Raw genomic sequence first — 15,466 nt, 5'->3', positions numbered from 1 at the left:
TTGTCTGTTCAGCTCGCGTTGTAGGTGGGCTCGCTGCGGTAGCGAGAGGAACGGCCGTCGATGCCCATCGCGCGCCACACCTGGCGGGAGGCCGGGTTCATCAGGCCACACTGCTCGGCGAGCATGCGGACGTCGCCGAACACGCCGGACAGGAAGATCTGCGACTGCTCCGACTTCCAGAAGATGTCCTTCATGACGCTCTTCGGCACGTCGAACTCGCGCTCGAAGTCCTTCGGCGGAACCACGATCGCGCTGCACAGCACGCGCATGACGATCGGCATCGCGATCGACAGTGCGAACTTGGTGATCGGGCCCTTGCGGGGGACCGTGTTGCGCAGGTGGTTGTGCGCGAACGAGATGTGCCGGGCCTCCTCGGCCACGTGGAGTTCCATCACCGCGGACATCGCGGGGTGCAGTTCCTCGCGTGCGCGCAGGAAGTCCTTCTGGATGTGGTCGATCGGCTCTTCGCCCGCCAGGACGCCGAAGTAGAAGATCGTCGGCCAGAAGGTGGAGAACAGCGGGATGATCGGCGATGCACGGCGCAGCCACCAGCGCATTCCCTTGGTGTCCATGCCGATGCGGTTCACCAGCTCCTGGAACATGAGGGTGTGGTTGCACTCCTCCTTGGCCTCGTGAGTGGTGTAACGGAACCGCTTGTCACCGTTCGGGAGGCGGTCGGCGTACTGCATGAGGCCGCGGATCAGGATCGACTCGAACTGAAGACCGACCTTCGCGACATTGGCCTGGCGCCACATGCCGATCTTGATCTGCTTCTCCTTGGGGAGGCTCTGGTACCAGGGATGCCGGCCGATCGGGTCCACCTTGTACGAGAGGATCCACCGCGGATCGTTCGGGATCACGGCCATGTGCGGCGCGTCCCAGTCGATGTCGATGTAGGGGTCGAAGTTGCGTCGGACCGACGCGGTCGAGAGGTCCTCGAGGACCTGCTGGTAGTCGGTCCCGGTGTCCTGCTTGGCAGGCGGTGTGTACGTGGTGGGCCGGGGCTGCGTGGACGTCATTGTCTTCTCCTGACTTGCGTCGGTGGACGAAGGCCGCCGAAGTAGAACTTGTTGTCCCAAGCGTCGCACCGCAGCCCGATCTTGTCAATGTTCGATGGCACAGTCAGCGTGGACAAATGGCGGTGTCGCGGGTCACACCGCCGGCAAGGGAGAATGACCGCGTGGAGATCGTGGGAATCGTCGTCGTGTGCGTGCTGGCGGTCGCCGGCGCCAACCAACTCGCCCCCCGCGTGCGGATCGCCGCGCCGTTGCTGCTGGTCGGTTTCGGGGTCGCCGTGAGCTACCTGCCGGGAGTCCCGCCTATCTGGGTGGATCCGGAGGTCGTGTTGATCGGCGTGCTTCCGCCGCTGCTGTACGCCGCGGCCGTGGCGCTGCCCGCGATGGACTTCAAGCGCGACTTCCAGGCGATCAGCGGACTGTCGATCGTGCTGGTCGTGATCAGCGCGCTCCTGCTGGGACTGCTCTTCATGCTGATACTGCCGGACGCGGATTACGCCACCGGCGTGGCGCTCGGTGCGATTCTCAGTCCCACCGACGCGGTCGCGACCACCACCGTCAAACGGGTCGGTGCGCCGCAGCGGCTCATCACGGTGCTCTCGGGGGAGAGTCTGTTCAACGACGCGAGCGCGCTGGTGGTGCTCCGCGCCGCGATCGCCGCGATGGCGGGCGGACTGTCGATGGTGGGCGTGGCCCTCTCGTTCGTCTGGGCGATCATCGGCGCCGTCATCGTCGGCGGCGCAGTGGGCTGGGTCTTCATCGTCGCCCGCGCGCGCATCTCGAACGCCGCGGTGGCGACGGCGGTCTCGTTCACCGCGCCCTACATCGCGTACGTGCCGACCGAGATCATGGGCGCCTCCGGACTGGTGGCCGCGGTGGCCGCCGGACTGGTGACGGGCCGAGGGTCGGTGCGCAGGCTCACCGCGGCGCACCGGCAGTCGGACCAGCAGACGTGGCGAACCGTCGAGTTGCTCTTGGAGGGCGGCGTCTTCCTGCTCATGGGACTCGAACTGAAGGCCCTGGTGATGGATGTGACGGCGAGCCACGAAAGCGTCATCCACGCCTTCTGGCCCGCGGCGATCGCGTTCGTGCTGTTGATGGTGATCCGGTGGGGATTCGTGATGACCCTGGTCGCGGCCATCTCCCGGCGGTCGCGCAGGGTGATCGCCCGGGAGCCGATTCTCGAGCAGATGCAGGACCGACTGGGAGATCCCGACGCGGCCGCCGACCGGCTGACGCGGCGGTTCCAGCGCCGGATCGACCGGCGGCTCGCGGACATCGAGTACTACCGGACCGAGTCGATCGGCTTCCGCGAAGGACACGTGGTGGTCTGGGCGGGGATGCGCGGTGTCGTCACGCTGGCCGCGGCGCAGACCCTCCCCGCCGACACGCCGTACCGTTCGCTGTTGGTACTCGTCGCCTTCGTCGTCGCGACCGGGTCGCTGATGATCCAGGGCAGCACGCTGGGTGCGTTCATCAAATGGATGAGGCTGCCCGACCACCGTGCCGACGCGGCGCGTGAACTGCAGCGGCTGAACCGGGAGATGGCCTCCATCAGCGTCGAAGTGCTCACCGACCCCGCTGTCTGTTCCGACAGCATGCTCGCCCGCAATGTGGAACAGGTGCGCTCGCTGGAGGCCTCCGACGACGGCGACCCCACCGGCGACGTCCTGGACCGGCGTCTGCGCAACGCGGTCGAGATGCGGCGCGTCCGACGCGTCATCATCGACCGCCAGCGTGCCGAACTCATCGATCTCCGCGACCGCGGCGCCTACAGCTCGGAGGCCCTGACCTCCGCGCTGGCGCGCCTCGACGCGGAGGAGATCAGCCTCGACGCGCAGGCGAGCCGGTGAGCGGCTGCGGGCCGGTCAGTCCACGATGACGCTGGGCAGTGCGCCGGTGAACCAGAGAAGCGAGAGCGCCAGCAGGAACCACGTCGCACCCTGCCAGATCTGCCACCGGCCGCCCGATTTCCAGTTCAGGTAGGTCCGGACCATCGCCGCCAGGGTCCCGAGGATCACGACGCTCGGGGCGGCGAGGATGAAGAACTCGTTGAGTCCGCCGCTGGTCGACATCGCCGCGATCAGCACCACGACTCCGAGTGCGACGGTGACGCAGACATGCGTCGCCGCGTCGCGGATCTCGCGCGGGGCGGTGGTGGTCGACATCGTCAGGACACCTCGATTGCGTCGGGTTGGGGACGTTTGACCTCTATTGTACGGATCGACACACCCGGACCTAGTACCGATGCGGCGGCCGGGCTCTTGGTGAACAATGGGAGCCGAGGCTTAGTACGGAAGCTGACACAAGGGCTCCGGGCCGGTGTGAAGGAGAGCAGTCGCAAATGAGCTTGATTCTGGTCGGCGTAGACGGATCGCCCGAATCGACCAATGCGGTTCGGTGGGCAGCTGCCGCGGCTGCCCTCGAGGACCTCGATCTGAAGATCGTCGCCGCATACAGCTCCACCACCAGTGACTACGCCCCCGGCCTCGTGATCCCGCAGGACGTGATCGACGCGATCCGCAGCGAAGCAACCGGGTTCGTGCAGGAGGCCGCCGCCACCGCTCGCGAGGTGGCTCCGGACGTGAAGCTGAACGGCTCGATCGTCGAGGGAGACGCCGCTCGCGTGCTCCTCGAACTCGGCGAACACGCCCAGATCACTGTGCTCGGCACGCGCGGTCTGAGCAGTGTGAAGGGTCTGTTCCTCGGTTCGGTGAGCACCAGCGTCGCCGCGCACTCGAAGGGCCGCGTCGTGATCGTGCCCGGCGGGGCCCTCGGCGGTGACGGACCGGTCGTGGTGGGCGTCGACGACTCCAAGATCAGCGACCCGGCGGTGGCCGAGGCGTACCGCCAGGCCGATCTGCGGAAGAAGAAGCTGGTCGCCGTGCACACCTGGACTCCGCTCGATGCCGACGCCCTGCACGGTTTCGGTCTCGACGAGCAGGAGATCGACGAGATGTCGCAGCAGGCGGTCGAGGCCGTCGCCGAGCGCATGGCCGGATACGGCCAGGACTACCCGGATGTGGAGGTGGAGCGCGTGGTGGTTCCGGAGGAGCCGGCGAAGGCGATCCTCGACGCCGCGGGCGACAAGGCTTCGCTGATCGTCATGGGCAGCCGTGGCCGCGGCGGCTTCACCGGACTGCTGCTGGGATCGCGCAGTCAGAAGGTGCTCCATCACGCGCAGGTGCCGGTGATGATCGTCCGCCGCTGACGGCAGCGTCGGTAGGGAGACAGGGTTTCGACAGGAGCCGGGCGCGGAAGCGCCCGGCTCCTGCACGTTCGCGGCGGCCGCCGACCGTCGCCGACCGGATGAGCGGGCCGGTCGCGCGCACCCGATAATCTGAGTCCACAATGAAGAACCTGCCTCGCGGACTGTGGATCCTGCTGATCGCGAACGCCGTGATCGCGCTCGGCTTCGGTCTCATCGCCCCGGCGCTGCCGATCTTCGCCAAGACCTTCGACGTGTCGTCGGCGGCGGCCGGGTTCGTGGTCTCGGCGTTCGCGCTGATGCGGCTGCTGTTCGCGCCCGCAGGCGGCCGTCTGGTGACGATCCTCGGGGAACGCAAGATCTACCTGACCGGATTGCTGATCGTCGCGCTGAGCACCGCGGCCTGCGCGTTCGCGCAGAGCTACTGGCAACTGCTGGTGTTCCGGGCGGCGGGCGGCATCGGTTCGACGATGTTCACCGTCTCGGCGATGGCATTGCTGATCCGGCTCTCGCCCCAGGAGGTTCGGGGACGGGCCTCCGGATACTTCTCGGCGGGCTTTCTCGTCGGCAACCTCACCGGACCGCTGATCGGTGCGGCGCTGGTGGACTTCGGTCTCCGTCTGCCGTTCGTGGTGTACGCGATCGCGTTGCTGGTCGCGACCGCTGTGGTGGCGACGTTCATGCCCCCTCCGCCCGAGCCGCAGCGCGCCGACGCGGCCGACGCGGTCCTGCCCGCTGCGCCGGCGTTCTTCGCGTCGCTGCGACAGCGCGAATACCGCGCGATCCTGACTTCGAACTTCGCGCAGGGCTGGGCGTCGATGGGGGTCCGCGTGGCACTGGTGCCGATCTTCGTCCAAGACGGGCTCGGTTACGGGACGGCCTGGGCGGGCATCATTCTGGCGTGCTACGCCGCGGGCAACATGATTGCGATCCTGCTGTCGGGCCGGTTGTCGGATCGATACGGGCGACGAGCGGTGATGATCCCCGGACTGATCGTGGCCGCTGCGGGGACGCTGCTGCTGGGCTATTCGCCCGACATCTGGATCGCGCTGGCGCTGACCGCCGTCGCCGGCGTCGGCTCGGGCCTGTTCGCACCCACGCACCAGGCCGCGCTCGGCGACATGCTGGCGGGCAAGCGGCGTGGCGGATCCGCGCTCGCGGCCTACGGCATGGCCTCCGACCTCGGCGCGGTGTCGGGCCCGATCCTCACCGGTCTCGTCGCCGACGTCTTCGGTTTCGGCCCGGCCTTCATCGTGACGGGCTGTGTGGTGCTGCTGGCCCTGGCGATGTGGCTGGTCACACCGCGTCAGCTCACGACCAGCTCGGCAACCAGATCTGCTGACCCCATTCGACGTTAGAGATCGGCGCGCCGGTCAGAACCGGCCAGAGCCACACGAAGTTCGCGATCACCAGCGCGATGTACAGCGAGACCACCAGGACGCTGATCAGCCGTCTCTCCGATGTGGCGCCGCGGGGTGCGGCGCGCAGGAGGTCGCCGCAGACCAGTGCCAACCCCATCACCAGGAACGGGGCCATCGCCGTGGCGTAGAAGAAGTACATCTGCCGGTCGATGTCGGCGAACCAGGGCAGGATGCCCGCGCCGTATGCGGCCAGGACCGCCGCGTAGCGCCAGTCGCGGCGGGACACGATGCGCCAGAGCGCCCACACGATCATCGGCAGCGACAGCCACCACATCGCCGGCGTCCCGATCAGCATCTGCGCACGCACGCAGTCCGAACCACCGCATTGATCAGGCCCGTAGGAGATGGCGTAGAGCATCGGACGCAGACCCATGGGCCAGGTCCAGGGTTTCGACTCCCACGGATGGTGATTGCCCGCCGCGTTGGTCAGCCCGGCGTGGAACTCGAGGATGCCCGACTCGTAGTACCAGAACGACCGGACGGCCGCAGGCACCCAGGAGAACGGGCCGCCGGTGCCGATCTTCTCTCCGACCACGTAACGGTAGACCGAGGTCTCGGACGAGAACCACGGTGCGAAACTCGCCACGTACATGAGGAAGGGGAGCACGCCCAGTGACGCCGCCGACGGGATCAGGTCGCGTCGCAGCACACCGACCCACGGACGCCGGACGCGGTAGGCGCGGCGTGCCGAGACGTCGAAGGCCAGTGAGAGCAGCGTGAACACGATGACGAAATAGGCGCCCGACCATTTGACGCCGCAGGCCAGCCCCAGCATCACCCCGGCGGTGAACCGGTACCAGCGGAAGCCGAAGCGCGGACCGAAGGGGGAGTCGTCCATCCGGCCCTGCAGCCACACCCGGTGCATGCGCTGGCGCATCTGATCGCGGTCGGCGATCAAGGCGGCGAAAGCGAGCACGATGAACAGGATCTGGAAGATGTCGAGCATCCCCATGCGGGACTGCACGAACAGCACGCCCTCGCAGATCGCGAAGACGCCGGCGATCGCGCCGATCAGCGTCGACCGCGCCATCCGCCGGACCGTCAGATACACCGCGAGCACGATGATCACACCCGAGACCGCCGACATGAAACGCCAGCCCATCGGGTTGTAGCCGAACATCCATTCGCCGCCCGCGAGGATCCACTTGCCCACGGGCGGGTGGACCACCAGGCCGTACGCGGGATTGTCCTCGATGAAGTTGCCGCCGGTCAGGACCTGCCATCCCTGCGGGACGTAGTGCTTCTCGTCGAAGACCGGTGTGCCCTTGTCGGTCGGGTGCTGCAGATCCCAGAACCTGGTGGCCACCGCGATGAGGACCAGGATCGCGCCGACGACGGTGCCGCGGAGCCGGTCGGTGGGCCCGAACACCGGCTCCGGGACGCGCGGACCGGGTGCCGTGCCGAGGTCTTCGGTGAGCGCGCGGTCTTCCGCGGTCGCGCGGTCGAGGATGGCGGCGGGGGTCACCTGTGCGATGGTAGCCGGATCAGTAGTCTGAGTCGGTGACCAGTAGTGACGGACAGTCGAGCGCAGCGGGGGCCGGACGGCTGGTGCTGGCCGGGACTCCGATGGGACAGCCCGGCGACGCGTCGCCCCGGCTCCGCGAGGCGCTCGGTTCGGCCGACATCGTGGCCGCCGAGGACACTCGCCGGACGCGTGCGCTGGCGGCGGCGCTCGACGTCGAGATCAACGGCCGGGTGATCAGCTACTACGACCAGGTGGAAGCGTCCAGAGCGCCGGCTCTGGTGGAGGCGATCGTCGGGGGAGCGACGGTGCTGCTGGTGACCGATGCGGGGATGCCGTCGGTGAGCGATCCCGGCTACCGGCTGGTGGTCGCGTGTGCCGACGCGGGGCTGCCGATCACGTGTCTGCCGGGTCCGTCCGCGGTGACGACCGCGCTGGCGCTGTCGGCGATGCCGTCCGAACGGTTCTGCTTCGACGGCTTCGCTCCCCGTAAACAGGGCGCGCGCCGGGACTGGCTGGCCGAACTGCGCACGCAGCCGCGCACGGTCGTGTTCTTCGAATCTCCGCACCGGCTGGCGCAGACTCTCGCCGACGCCGCCGATGTGCTGGGTCCGGACCGCCGCGCCGCGGTCTGCCGGGAGCTCACCAAGACCTATGAGGAGGTGCGGCGTGGCCGGCTCGACGAGCTCGCCGAGTGGGCGGCCGATGGCGTCAAAGGCGAGATCACCGTCGTGATCGCCGGAGCGTCCGAGACGGACGAGACGGTGGGACTCGACGAGGTGGTGGAGCGGGCCCGCCGGCTCGCAGACTCGGGGCTGCGGCTGAAGGACGCGTCCGCCCGGGCCGCCGCCGGTACCGCCTACTCGCGGCGGGACGTGTACCAGGCCGTGCTGGAGAGCCGAGGGGAGTGAGCGTGGCACGGCTGCGCGGTCTCGACGACGTGGTTCGCGAGCTGAATCCCGCCTACTTCTCCCTGGTGATGGCTACCGGGATCGTGTCGATCGCGACCGAGATCGAAGGCTGGCGGCTGCTGTCGGTGATCCTGATGTGGATCACCGGTCTCGCCTTCGGCGTGCTGCTGCTGCTCAATGCGGCCCGGCTCGCCCGGCATCGCGACGCGGTGGTCTTCGACCTCCGGGTGCCGAACCGCACTTTCGGCTTCTTCACCGTCGTCGCGGCGACGAGCGTGCTCGGGACCCGGCTGATGCTCGACGGCCATCTCGTCGCGGCCCTGGTGCTGCTGGGCTTCGCCGCCTCGATGTGGCTGGTCCTGGGTTATGCGCTGCCGCCGATGGCGTTCACCGCACGCATCGGCCAGTCGCAGCTCGAGCGGGCCGACGGCACCTGGTTCCTCTGGGTGGTGGCGACGCAGTCGGTGGCCGTTCTCGCCGCCGCCGTTCAGCCCCACGTCACCAGCGGTCGGGCCGAGCTCGCGCTGCTGGCCGCGCTGTGCTGGGCGGTCGGGGTGTTCCTCTACATGGCCGTGGCTCTGTTCGTGGCCGCGCGAATATTCATGCACCATCCGAAACCGGACCAGTTGAGCGGCGCGTACTGGATCGCGATGGGGGCGACGGCGATCACCGTGGTCGCGGGCGCGAACATCGAGAGCATGGCGGACGTGCCGGTGCTGGACGTGATGCGCGGAACCGTCGAATCGGTGTCGGTCTTCTTCTGGGCGTTCGGTACCTGGCTGGTACCGCCGTTGCTGTTCGCCGGGTACTGGCGGCATATCCGCCACCGGATACCACTCCGCTACGACGCCTCGTTCTGGGCCATCGTGTTCCCGCTCGGCATGTACGGAGTCGGCAGTCACCAGATCGGCTCGGTGAACGGTATCCCGCTGATCGATCACATCGGGCACGTCGAGATCTGGATCGCCACGGCGGCCTGGTTCGTGACCTTCGCGGGGTTCGCGGCTTCGCTGGCCGGTCGGTCGCCCCGGCTGCTGCCGCTGCGGTCTATCGAGAACGCGGGCCCGGATGCGAGGTGAAGCCGACGATCGAGGCCGCCTTGTCGAGGCATTCCTGCCACTCCGCCGCCGGTGACGAGTCGATGGTGATCCCGCCGCCGACGCCGAGCGTGAGGCCGCCGTCGGGGCCGACGGCCACCGTGCGGATCGCCACGTTGAGATCGAGCAGGCCGCCCGGGCCCGCGACGCCCACCGCGCCGCAGTAGATCCCGCGCGCGTGATCCTCCCAATCCGCGAGCAACTCGGCCGCGCGGATCTTCGGGGTTCCGGTGACCGATGCGGGTGGGAAGGCGGCATCGAGCAGGGAGCGGTTGCCGACCTCCGCACGCAGGGTCGCGGCCACCGTCGACACCAGATGCCACACGCCCGGGGCGCCGACCACCGTCAGCAGATCGGGCACGGTCACCGATCCGGTGCGCGCGACGCGCCCGAGATCGTTGCGGACGAGGTCGACGATCATCACGTTCTCGGCCACGTCCTTGGTGGACGCGGCGAGTACCGCTGGGTCGGCGGCGGCCGGAGCCGTGCCTTTGATGGGCGACGACGTCACCCGGTCGCCCCGCCGGTCCAGGAACGACTCGGGGCTGAAGCTCGCGACGGATCCCCAACCCCCGGACAACCAGGCCGCCTTCGCCGGCGCCGTGGCGGCGGCGATGTCGGCGAAGAAATCGATGGGCCGGCCGTCGAGCTGCCCGTGGAACTGCGTGCAGACGCATGCTTGGTAGACCTCGCCGTCGGCGATGGCGTTGAGGCACTTCTGGACGGCGAACAGATGTCGGTCCCGGTCGGGGGAGACCCATTCGGCCGACCACCGCCTCGACTCGGGTGGAGCCGCCGCCTCCAGCGCCGCCCGGGCCCAGTCCGGCAGCGGGGCACCGGTGGCGGTGTTCCACGACCATTCGCCGTGCGACAACGTCAGCACTCCGTCGGTGACGCCCCCGACCACCGAGGGCAGCGGGGACTCCTCAGCCCGGACGGGGAATCCGAGTGCGCCGAACCAGTACCCGTCGGGCCGGTCGGGTGGCGCGAGCCCGGGGACCAGTTCGATCGACGGTGCGATCACCGCGTCGGCATCGGCCCAGTCACCGATCAGCCCGGCCGGGCCGGGCAGTCCGCGATCGGCGGCGGCCGCGTGGAATGAGCGGAGGACGTCGAGCGCGGAGGGTCCCCGCGCCGGATCACGAGTCATGCGTCCGCGGCGGGACTTTCCTGGCGCGGAAACACCGGGGCGGGCTTCGGCAGGGCGGTGCCCGGCGTCAGCCGGTCGGCGACGGCGGTGAACCGGCGATCGGCGTCATCTGAGCCGACGGCGAGCAGATCGAGCAGGGTGGAGGCCGACTGCGGCATCACCGGCTGCACCAGCAGTGTCACGATGCGCACCACTTCGGCGCATACGTAGAGCACGGTGGCGGTGCGGTCGAGGTCGGTCTTGGCGAGCTTCCACGGCTCCTGCGCGGAGACGTACCGGTTGGCGTCGGCCAGCACCGACCACAGTGCTTCGAGCCCGAGGTGAATGGCCTGCTTGTCGAACTGTTCACGGACTCGCGGCAGCAGAGCGTCGGCGGCGTCGAGCAGGGCTCGGTCCTCGGCCGTGAACGGACCCGGCTCGGGCACCTGCGACCCGAAGTACTTGCCGATCATGCTGAGGGTGCGCTGGGCGAGGTTGCCGTACTCGTTGGCGAGATCGGAGTTGTTGCGCGAGACGATCGCCTCCGCCGAGTAGGAGCCGTCCTGCCCGTACGACACTTCGCGGAGGAAGAAGTAGCGCACCGTGTCGAGCCCGAACTTCTCGACCAGTTCGTGCGGGTCGACGACGTTGCCCACCGACTTGCTCATCTTCTGGCCGCGGTTGAACAGGAAGCCGTGCGCGAAGACCCGTTTCGGGACGTCGATGCCGGCGCTCATCAAGAAGGCCGGCCAGTAGACGCAGTGGAATCGGATGATGTCCTTGCCGATGATGTGCAGGTCGGCGGGCCAGTAACGTTCCAGCGTCTGCTGGTCGTCCGGGAAACCGACTCCGGTGAGGTAGTTGGTGAGGGCGTCCACCCACACGTACATCACGTGCTCGGGCGCGCCCGGGACCTTCACGCCCCAGTCGAAGGTGGTGCGCGAGATGGAGAGGTCGTTGAGGCCGCCCGCGACGAAGCTGCGGACCTCGTTGCGCCGCACGTCCGGTCCGATGAACTCGGGATGCTCGTCGTACAACGCGAGGAGACGGTCCTGATAGTTGGAGAGGCGGAAGAAGTAGGTCTGCTCCTCGGTCCAGGTGAGGACGTGACCGTTCTCGGTCGCAACGCGGTTGCCGTCCTCGTCGACGGTCGTCTCGTCCTCGGTGAAGAAGGCCTCGTCGCGGACGTCGTACCAGCCGGCGTAGGAGTCGAGGTAGATGTCGCCCGCCGCCTCCATCCGCTTCCAGATCTCCTCCGACGCCCGGTGGTGGTCGGAGTCGGTGGTGCGGATGAACCGGCTCAGATCGGTGCCGAGCGCGGCGTGCAGCGCCTCGAAGCGATCGGAGTTGGTCTTCGCCAGTTCCGCGGTGGAGACGCCCTCCTTCTCCGCGGTCTGCTGCATCTTCTGACCGTGCTCGTCGGTGCCGGACTGGAACCGGACGTCGAAGCCGTCCAGCGCCTTGAATCGCGCGAGGACGTCCGCGGAGATGAACTCATAGGCGTGCCCGATATGCGGGGCGCCGTTCGGGTACGCGATGGCGGTGGTGATGTAGAAGGGCGACGACGCGCCAAAGGACTCGCTCGGCATAGTAGCCCGATTGTACGTGCTCGCGATTCGTCTACCGCGCTGAGCGCTGGTACGGCTCGCATCCGGGCGGGGCCTCGGGTGCGGTGCGCGGCCCGAGCCGTGGAATGCCGAGGGTGACCGGATCGTCGCCGAGGACGAATCGCTCACCGTGATGGGCGAGTTCGACCGTCGGACCCGACAGCAGTCGGTAGGTCGCGGTGTCGGAGTCGACGGCGACGACGATGCGCGATTCGCGGATCATCATGCGGAACGACATGTAGCTGAGCTTCGAGGGAAGGCGCGGGGCGAAGGTGACCTGACCGTCGAAGTCGCGCATCCCGCCGAATCCGGCGACGCAGTCGGTCCAGGCGCCGGCCAGGGCCGCGATGTGCAGTCCCGACGAGACGTTGTTGTGCAGGTCGTGCAGATCGGTGAATACCGATTCGCTCATCAGGTCGTAGGCGAGGTCGAGGTATCCGACCTCGGCCGCGGTGACCGCCTCGCAGCAGGCCGAGAGCGACGAGTCGCGCACGGTGATCGGGTAGTAGTAGTCGAAGTTCGCCAGTTTCTGCTCAGGGGTGAAGCGGTCGCCGAACAGGTACATGGCGAAGACGAGGTCGGCCTGCTTCACCACCTGCTTGCGGTACAGGTCGAAGTACGGGTAGTTGAGCAGCAGCGGGTACCTGCCCTTCGACCGCTCGAAGTCCCACCGGTCGAGTTTGGTGAACGACTCGCACTGCTGGTGAACGCCGAGTGCGTCGTCGTAGGGCACGGTCATATCGTCGGCGCACTGCGTCCAGAAGGCGGTCTCGTCGTGCGTCACGCCGAGCTGTCGTGCCACGACGGGCTGGCGCGAGCACGCAGCGACCGCGTCGCGCAGTGCCTGCTGTGCGGCGAGATTGGTGAAGACGTTGTTGTTGACGATCGCCGTGTACTCGTCGGGGCCGGTGATTCCGTCGATGCGGAACTTGCCCGCCGAATCGTGGTGGCCGAATCCGGCGAAGAACCTGGCGATCTCCACCAGCAGCTCGACGCCGCACTCGACCTCGAACGCCTCGTCGCCGGTGGCGCGGATGTAGCGGGCGGTGGCGTTCGCGATGTCGGCGGACACGTGGACTCCCGCGGTGCCGGCCGGCCAGTAGCCGGAGCACTCGTCACCGTTGATCGACCGCCACGGGAACATGGCGCCGTGCTGTGCGAGTTCGGCGGCCCGCGACCGGGCCTTGTCCATCGTGGCGTGCCGCCAGCGGAGTTCCTCGCCCGCGGCGGCGGGAACCGTGTAGGTCAGCATCGGCAGCACGAAGCTCTCGGTGTCCCAGAACGTGTGGCCGTCGTAGCCGGGGCCGGTGAGCCCCTTGGCCGGGATGGCGCGCGATTGCCCGCGTGCACCGGCCTGCAGCACATGGAACAGGGAGAAGCGCACGGCCTGCTGGAGTTCGGGATCGCCGTCGAGTTCGATGTCGGCGTCGAGCCAGAACTCGTCGAGGTAGTCGGACTGCTCCTGTTTAAGGGCCTCCCAACCGGTCTCCTTGGCCATTGCCAGCGCGGCGTCCACCTGGGCGCGCAGCGCGGGCACCGACCGTCGGGCCGACCAGCCGTAGCCCATGTACTTGGTGAGCACCAGCTTGGTGCCCTGGGGCACGGCGGCCGCGACGGTGAGGCGTGCGAGGTCGCCGTCTGCGCGGATCGAGGTGTCCGCGGATGCGGGCAGTTCCAGTTCGTGGTCCATGCCCGCCGCCACGGCGAGTCCCGAGCGTGCGGTGTGGTGGACGAGAACCGCGGAGAAGTCTTCGCAGTCCGCGAGATCGGCGACCAGTGGGCGCTCCAGCGCCGCCGCCAACCGCGGATCCTCCTTGGCGGAGGCCGCCCCGCCCATCGGCTCGTTGGCGAGCAGATCGGACTGGAGGACCAGTTTCATGTCTTCACCGATCGGCTCCACCTCGTAGCGGATCGCGGCGATGGTGCGCTTGGTGAACGAGACCAGTCTTTCGGATCGGATGCGGACGGTGCGCCCGGTCGGCGAGGTCCACAGGGTGCTGCGCCGCAGGGTGCCGGTGCGGAAATCGAGTACACGTTCGTGCTCGACGGTGCGCCCGTACCTCAGGTCCATCGGCTCGTCCTCGACGAGCAGGCGGATGATCTTGGCGTCCGTCACATTGACGACGGTCTGTCCGGACTCGGGGTAGCCGTAGCCGCTCTCGGCGTAGGGCAGGTCGCGCAACTCGTAGAACCCGCTCAAGTAGGTGCCCGGCTTGTCGACGGGTTCGCCTTCCTCGAAGCTGCCGCGCAGTCCGATGTGACCGTTCGACAGCGCGAACAGGGTCTCGGTGCGGCCGATCATGTCGATGTCCAGTCCCCGCCAGCGCAACTGCCACGGGCTGACGTCGAATCCCTCCACCGGGTGCACGCCGTGCTGCGGGATGTTGACCGGGTCCGTGTGGCTCGACGTGTCGCCGTGCGTGGTGTGGGCCAGCTCGCTGGTGGTCGGTTCGATCACGGACGGTCCTTCTCGGGCTCGTAGCTGCTCGGTTCGGCGGCGCGGTGGGCGGTCAGTTCTCGGCGAGAAGATCGTCGAGGTCGGTGACGACGATAGAGGCACCGGCGGCTTTCATCGCATCCGACTGGCCGCTGCCCACGCGATCGATGCCCACGACGTAGCCGAAGTCACCGGCAGCGCCCGCGGCGACCCCGGACACCGCGTCCTCGAAGACCGCCGCGGCGGAGGGAGCGACACCCATCAGTTCCGCACCCCGCAGGTACGAGTCGGGCGCGGGCTTGCCCGCGAGTCGCTCGGCGACGATGGTGTTGCCGTCGACGCGCTGTTCCACGAACTGCGTCAGTCCCGCGGCTTCGAGGACCTGCTCGCCGTTGCGGGAACTGGTCACCACCGCGATGTGAAGCCCTGCCTCGCGGGCGGCGTGCAGGTAGCGGACGGAACCGGGGTAGGCGGTGACGCCGTCGCGGGCGAGCGCGGCGAGAAAGGCGTCGTTCTTTCCGTCCGCGATCGATGCGGCGGTGTCGTCGTCGACGGTGATGCTCCGCGACGCGAGGAAGGTGCGCACGCCGTCCATTCGGGGCCTCCCGTCGACGTAGTCGAAGTAGTCCTGGTCGGTGAACGGGCGGAGGCTGTCGGTCCGGCCTCCGATGTCGCCGCCGGCTCGTCGGGTCAGGAAGGTGTTGAACGCGTCCGTCCACGCGACGCGGTGCACCGATGCGGTGTCGGTGAGCACTCCGTCGAGGTCGAAGAGCGCAACCGTGATGTCATCAGGGAGTCCCAGCACGGTCACGACGCTACCCGCCGATCGGGGTCTCTACCCGTCAGACGTGTCGTGTCCCCGGCGGCTGCATCCGCACGGGCCGGCGGGTGCGGATTCGGCGGATGCAGATTCTTCGCTTGTCCGGCGTGGTGGATGGGGTTGAGTCGCCAGGGTTGGTCGGTGGTGGCTGGTCGCCAGGCTATGCGTCCGGTGTGGGGTCCGTCGGGGAGGATGGTGGTTTCCCATTGTCCGCGTTTGGTGCCGACGGCGCGGTTGTGGCGTCCGCAGGCGGCGCCGAGGGCGTCGATGTCGGTGCGTCCGGCGGGGGTGATCCAGTCCGGTGCGTGATGGGCCTGGGTTTGTGCGAAGGGTCGGTCGCAGCCGGGGGCGGTGCAGC

The 15,466-nt window shown here is 68.3% G+C and carries 12 protein-coding genes and 1 pseudogene; 5 read left to right on the top strand and 8 right to left on the bottom strand.

Translation table 11 applies throughout. The features are described 5' to 3' along the window. Window positions 1-8: 8 nt before the first annotated feature. Window positions 9-1,019: an AurF N-oxygenase family protein gene (locus Y710_RS12955; protein ID WP_006894764.1), complete on the bottom strand. Its 1,011-nt coding sequence runs from the start codon at window positions 1,017-1,019 to the stop codon at window positions 9-11. 161 nt (window positions 1,020-1,180) lie between these two features. Here Y710_RS12955 and Y710_RS12950 point away from each other — a divergent pair, with 161 nt between their 5' ends. Beyond that, on the top strand, window positions 1,181-2,869 hold the full coding sequence (locus Y710_RS12950) for a cation:proton antiporter (protein WP_062367669.1): 1,689 nt from the start codon (window positions 1,181-1,183) through the stop codon (window positions 2,867-2,869). Window positions 2,870-2,884: 15 nt separating this feature from the next. On the opposite strand, the gene Y710_RS12945 is transcribed toward Y710_RS12950, so the two are convergent. Continuing rightward, window positions 2,885-3,184 (bottom strand): hypothetical protein, encoded by a 300-nt coding sequence (locus Y710_RS12945; protein ID WP_006894767.1) that lies wholly within the window; start codon window positions 3,182-3,184, stop codon window positions 2,885-2,887. 176 nt (window positions 3,185-3,360) lie between these two features. On the opposite strand from Y710_RS12945, the gene Y710_RS12940 reads away from it, so the two are divergent. Beyond that, entirely contained in the window at window positions 3,361-4,227 is an 867-nt protein-coding gene (locus Y710_RS12940) for a universal stress protein (RefSeq protein WP_006894768.1), read from the top strand. A 140-nt stretch (window positions 4,228-4,367) separates the two neighbouring features. Then, the gene (locus tag Y710_RS12935; protein ID WP_006894770.1) at window positions 4,368-5,582 is read left to right on the top strand and encodes an MFS transporter; all 1,215 of its coding nucleotides are present in this window, start codon (window positions 4,368-4,370) and stop codon (window positions 5,580-5,582) included. Here the strand turns inward: Y710_RS12935 and Y710_RS12930 are convergent. Beyond that, window positions 5,536-7,110 carry a dolichyl-phosphate-mannose--protein mannosyltransferase gene (locus Y710_RS12930; protein ID WP_082781313.1) on the bottom strand — a complete coding sequence of 525 codons (1,575 nt, stop codon included), beginning with the start codon at window positions 7,108-7,110 and terminating at the stop codon, window positions 5,536-5,538. The genes Y710_RS12935 and Y710_RS12930 overlap by 47 nt on opposite strands. Before the next feature lie 35 nt (window positions 7,111-7,145). Here Y710_RS12930 and rsmI point away from each other — a divergent pair, with 35 nt between their 5' ends. Together rsmI and Y710_RS12920 are read left to right on the top strand one after the other, a co-directional pair. Continuing rightward, a complete protein-coding gene (rsmI, locus tag Y710_RS12925; protein WP_006894772.1) occupies window positions 7,146-8,018 on the top strand; it encodes a 16S rRNA (cytidine(1402)-2'-O)-methyltransferase in 873 nt (290 codons plus the stop codon). 2 nt (window positions 8,019-8,020) lie between these two features. Next, a complete protein-coding gene (locus Y710_RS12920) occupies window positions 8,021-9,097 on the top strand; it encodes a tellurite resistance/C4-dicarboxylate transporter family protein (protein ID WP_062367625.1) in 1,077 nt (358 codons plus the stop codon). Here the strand turns inward: Y710_RS12920 and Y710_RS12915 are convergent. The 5 genes and pseudogenes from Y710_RS12915 to Y710_RS19145 all read right to left on the bottom strand — a co-directional run. Beyond that, on the bottom strand, window positions 9,066-10,265 hold the full coding sequence (locus Y710_RS12915; RefSeq protein WP_062367624.1) for an aminodeoxychorismate synthase component I: 1,200 nt from the start codon (window positions 10,263-10,265) through the stop codon (window positions 9,066-9,068). The genes Y710_RS12920 and Y710_RS12915 overlap by 32 nt on opposite strands. Continuing rightward, window positions 10,262-11,833: a methionine--tRNA ligase gene (gene metG / locus Y710_RS12910; RefSeq protein WP_006894775.1), complete on the bottom strand. Its 1,572-nt coding sequence runs from the start codon at window positions 11,831-11,833 to the stop codon at window positions 10,262-10,264. The genes Y710_RS12915 and metG overlap by 4 nt, the downstream gene beginning before the upstream one ends. A 31-nt stretch (window positions 11,834-11,864) precedes the next feature. Further along, window positions 11,865-14,219: a glycoside hydrolase family 65 protein gene (locus Y710_RS12905; protein WP_156150450.1), complete on the bottom strand. Its 2,355-nt coding sequence runs from the start codon at window positions 14,217-14,219 to the stop codon at window positions 11,865-11,867. A gap of 142 nt (window positions 14,220-14,361) precedes the next feature. Beyond that, window positions 14,362-15,093 carry an HAD family hydrolase gene (locus Y710_RS12900; RefSeq protein WP_045537780.1) on the bottom strand — a complete coding sequence of 244 codons (732 nt, stop codon included), beginning with the start codon at window positions 15,091-15,093 and terminating at the stop codon, window positions 14,362-14,364. Window positions 15,094-15,095: 2 nt separating this feature from the next. Continuing rightward, window positions 15,096-15,466, bottom strand: a pseudogene (locus tag Y710_RS19145) (HNH endonuclease); the annotation flags it as partial.

The organism is Gordonia sp. QH-12 (genome assembly GCF_001578675.1).
GTDB classification, from domain to species: domain Bacteria; phylum Actinomycetota; class Actinomycetes; order Mycobacteriales; family Mycobacteriaceae; genus Gordonia; species Gordonia sihwensis.
The sequence above is the reverse complement of the archived record's forward strand: the minus strand, read 5'-3'. Positions and strand labels throughout refer to the sequence as shown.

Bases quoted from the DNA above. Each gene is read 5' to 3' on its own strand.
- Y710_RS12955 (WP_006894764.1), bottom strand. From the start codon at position 1,019: ATGACGTCCACGCAGCCCCGGCCCACCACGTACACACCGCCTGCCAAG.
- Y710_RS12945 (WP_006894767.1), bottom strand. From the start codon at position 3,184: ATGTCGACCACCACCGCCCCGCGCGAGATCCGCGACGCGGCGACGCAT.
- Y710_RS12940 (WP_006894768.1), top strand. From the start codon at position 3,361: ATGAGCTTGATTCTGGTCGGCGTAGACGGATCGCCCGAATCGACCAAT.
- Y710_RS12935 (WP_006894770.1), top strand. From the start codon at position 4,368: ATGAAGAACCTGCCTCGCGGACTGTGGATCCTGCTGATCGCGAACGCC.
- Y710_RS12915 (WP_062367624.1), bottom strand. From the start codon at position 10,265: ATGACTCGTGATCCGGCGCGGGGACCCTCCGCGCTCGACGTCCTCCGC.
- metG (WP_006894775.1), bottom strand. From the start codon at position 11,833: ATGCCGAGCGAGTCCTTTGGCGCGTCGTCGCCCTTCTACATCACCACC.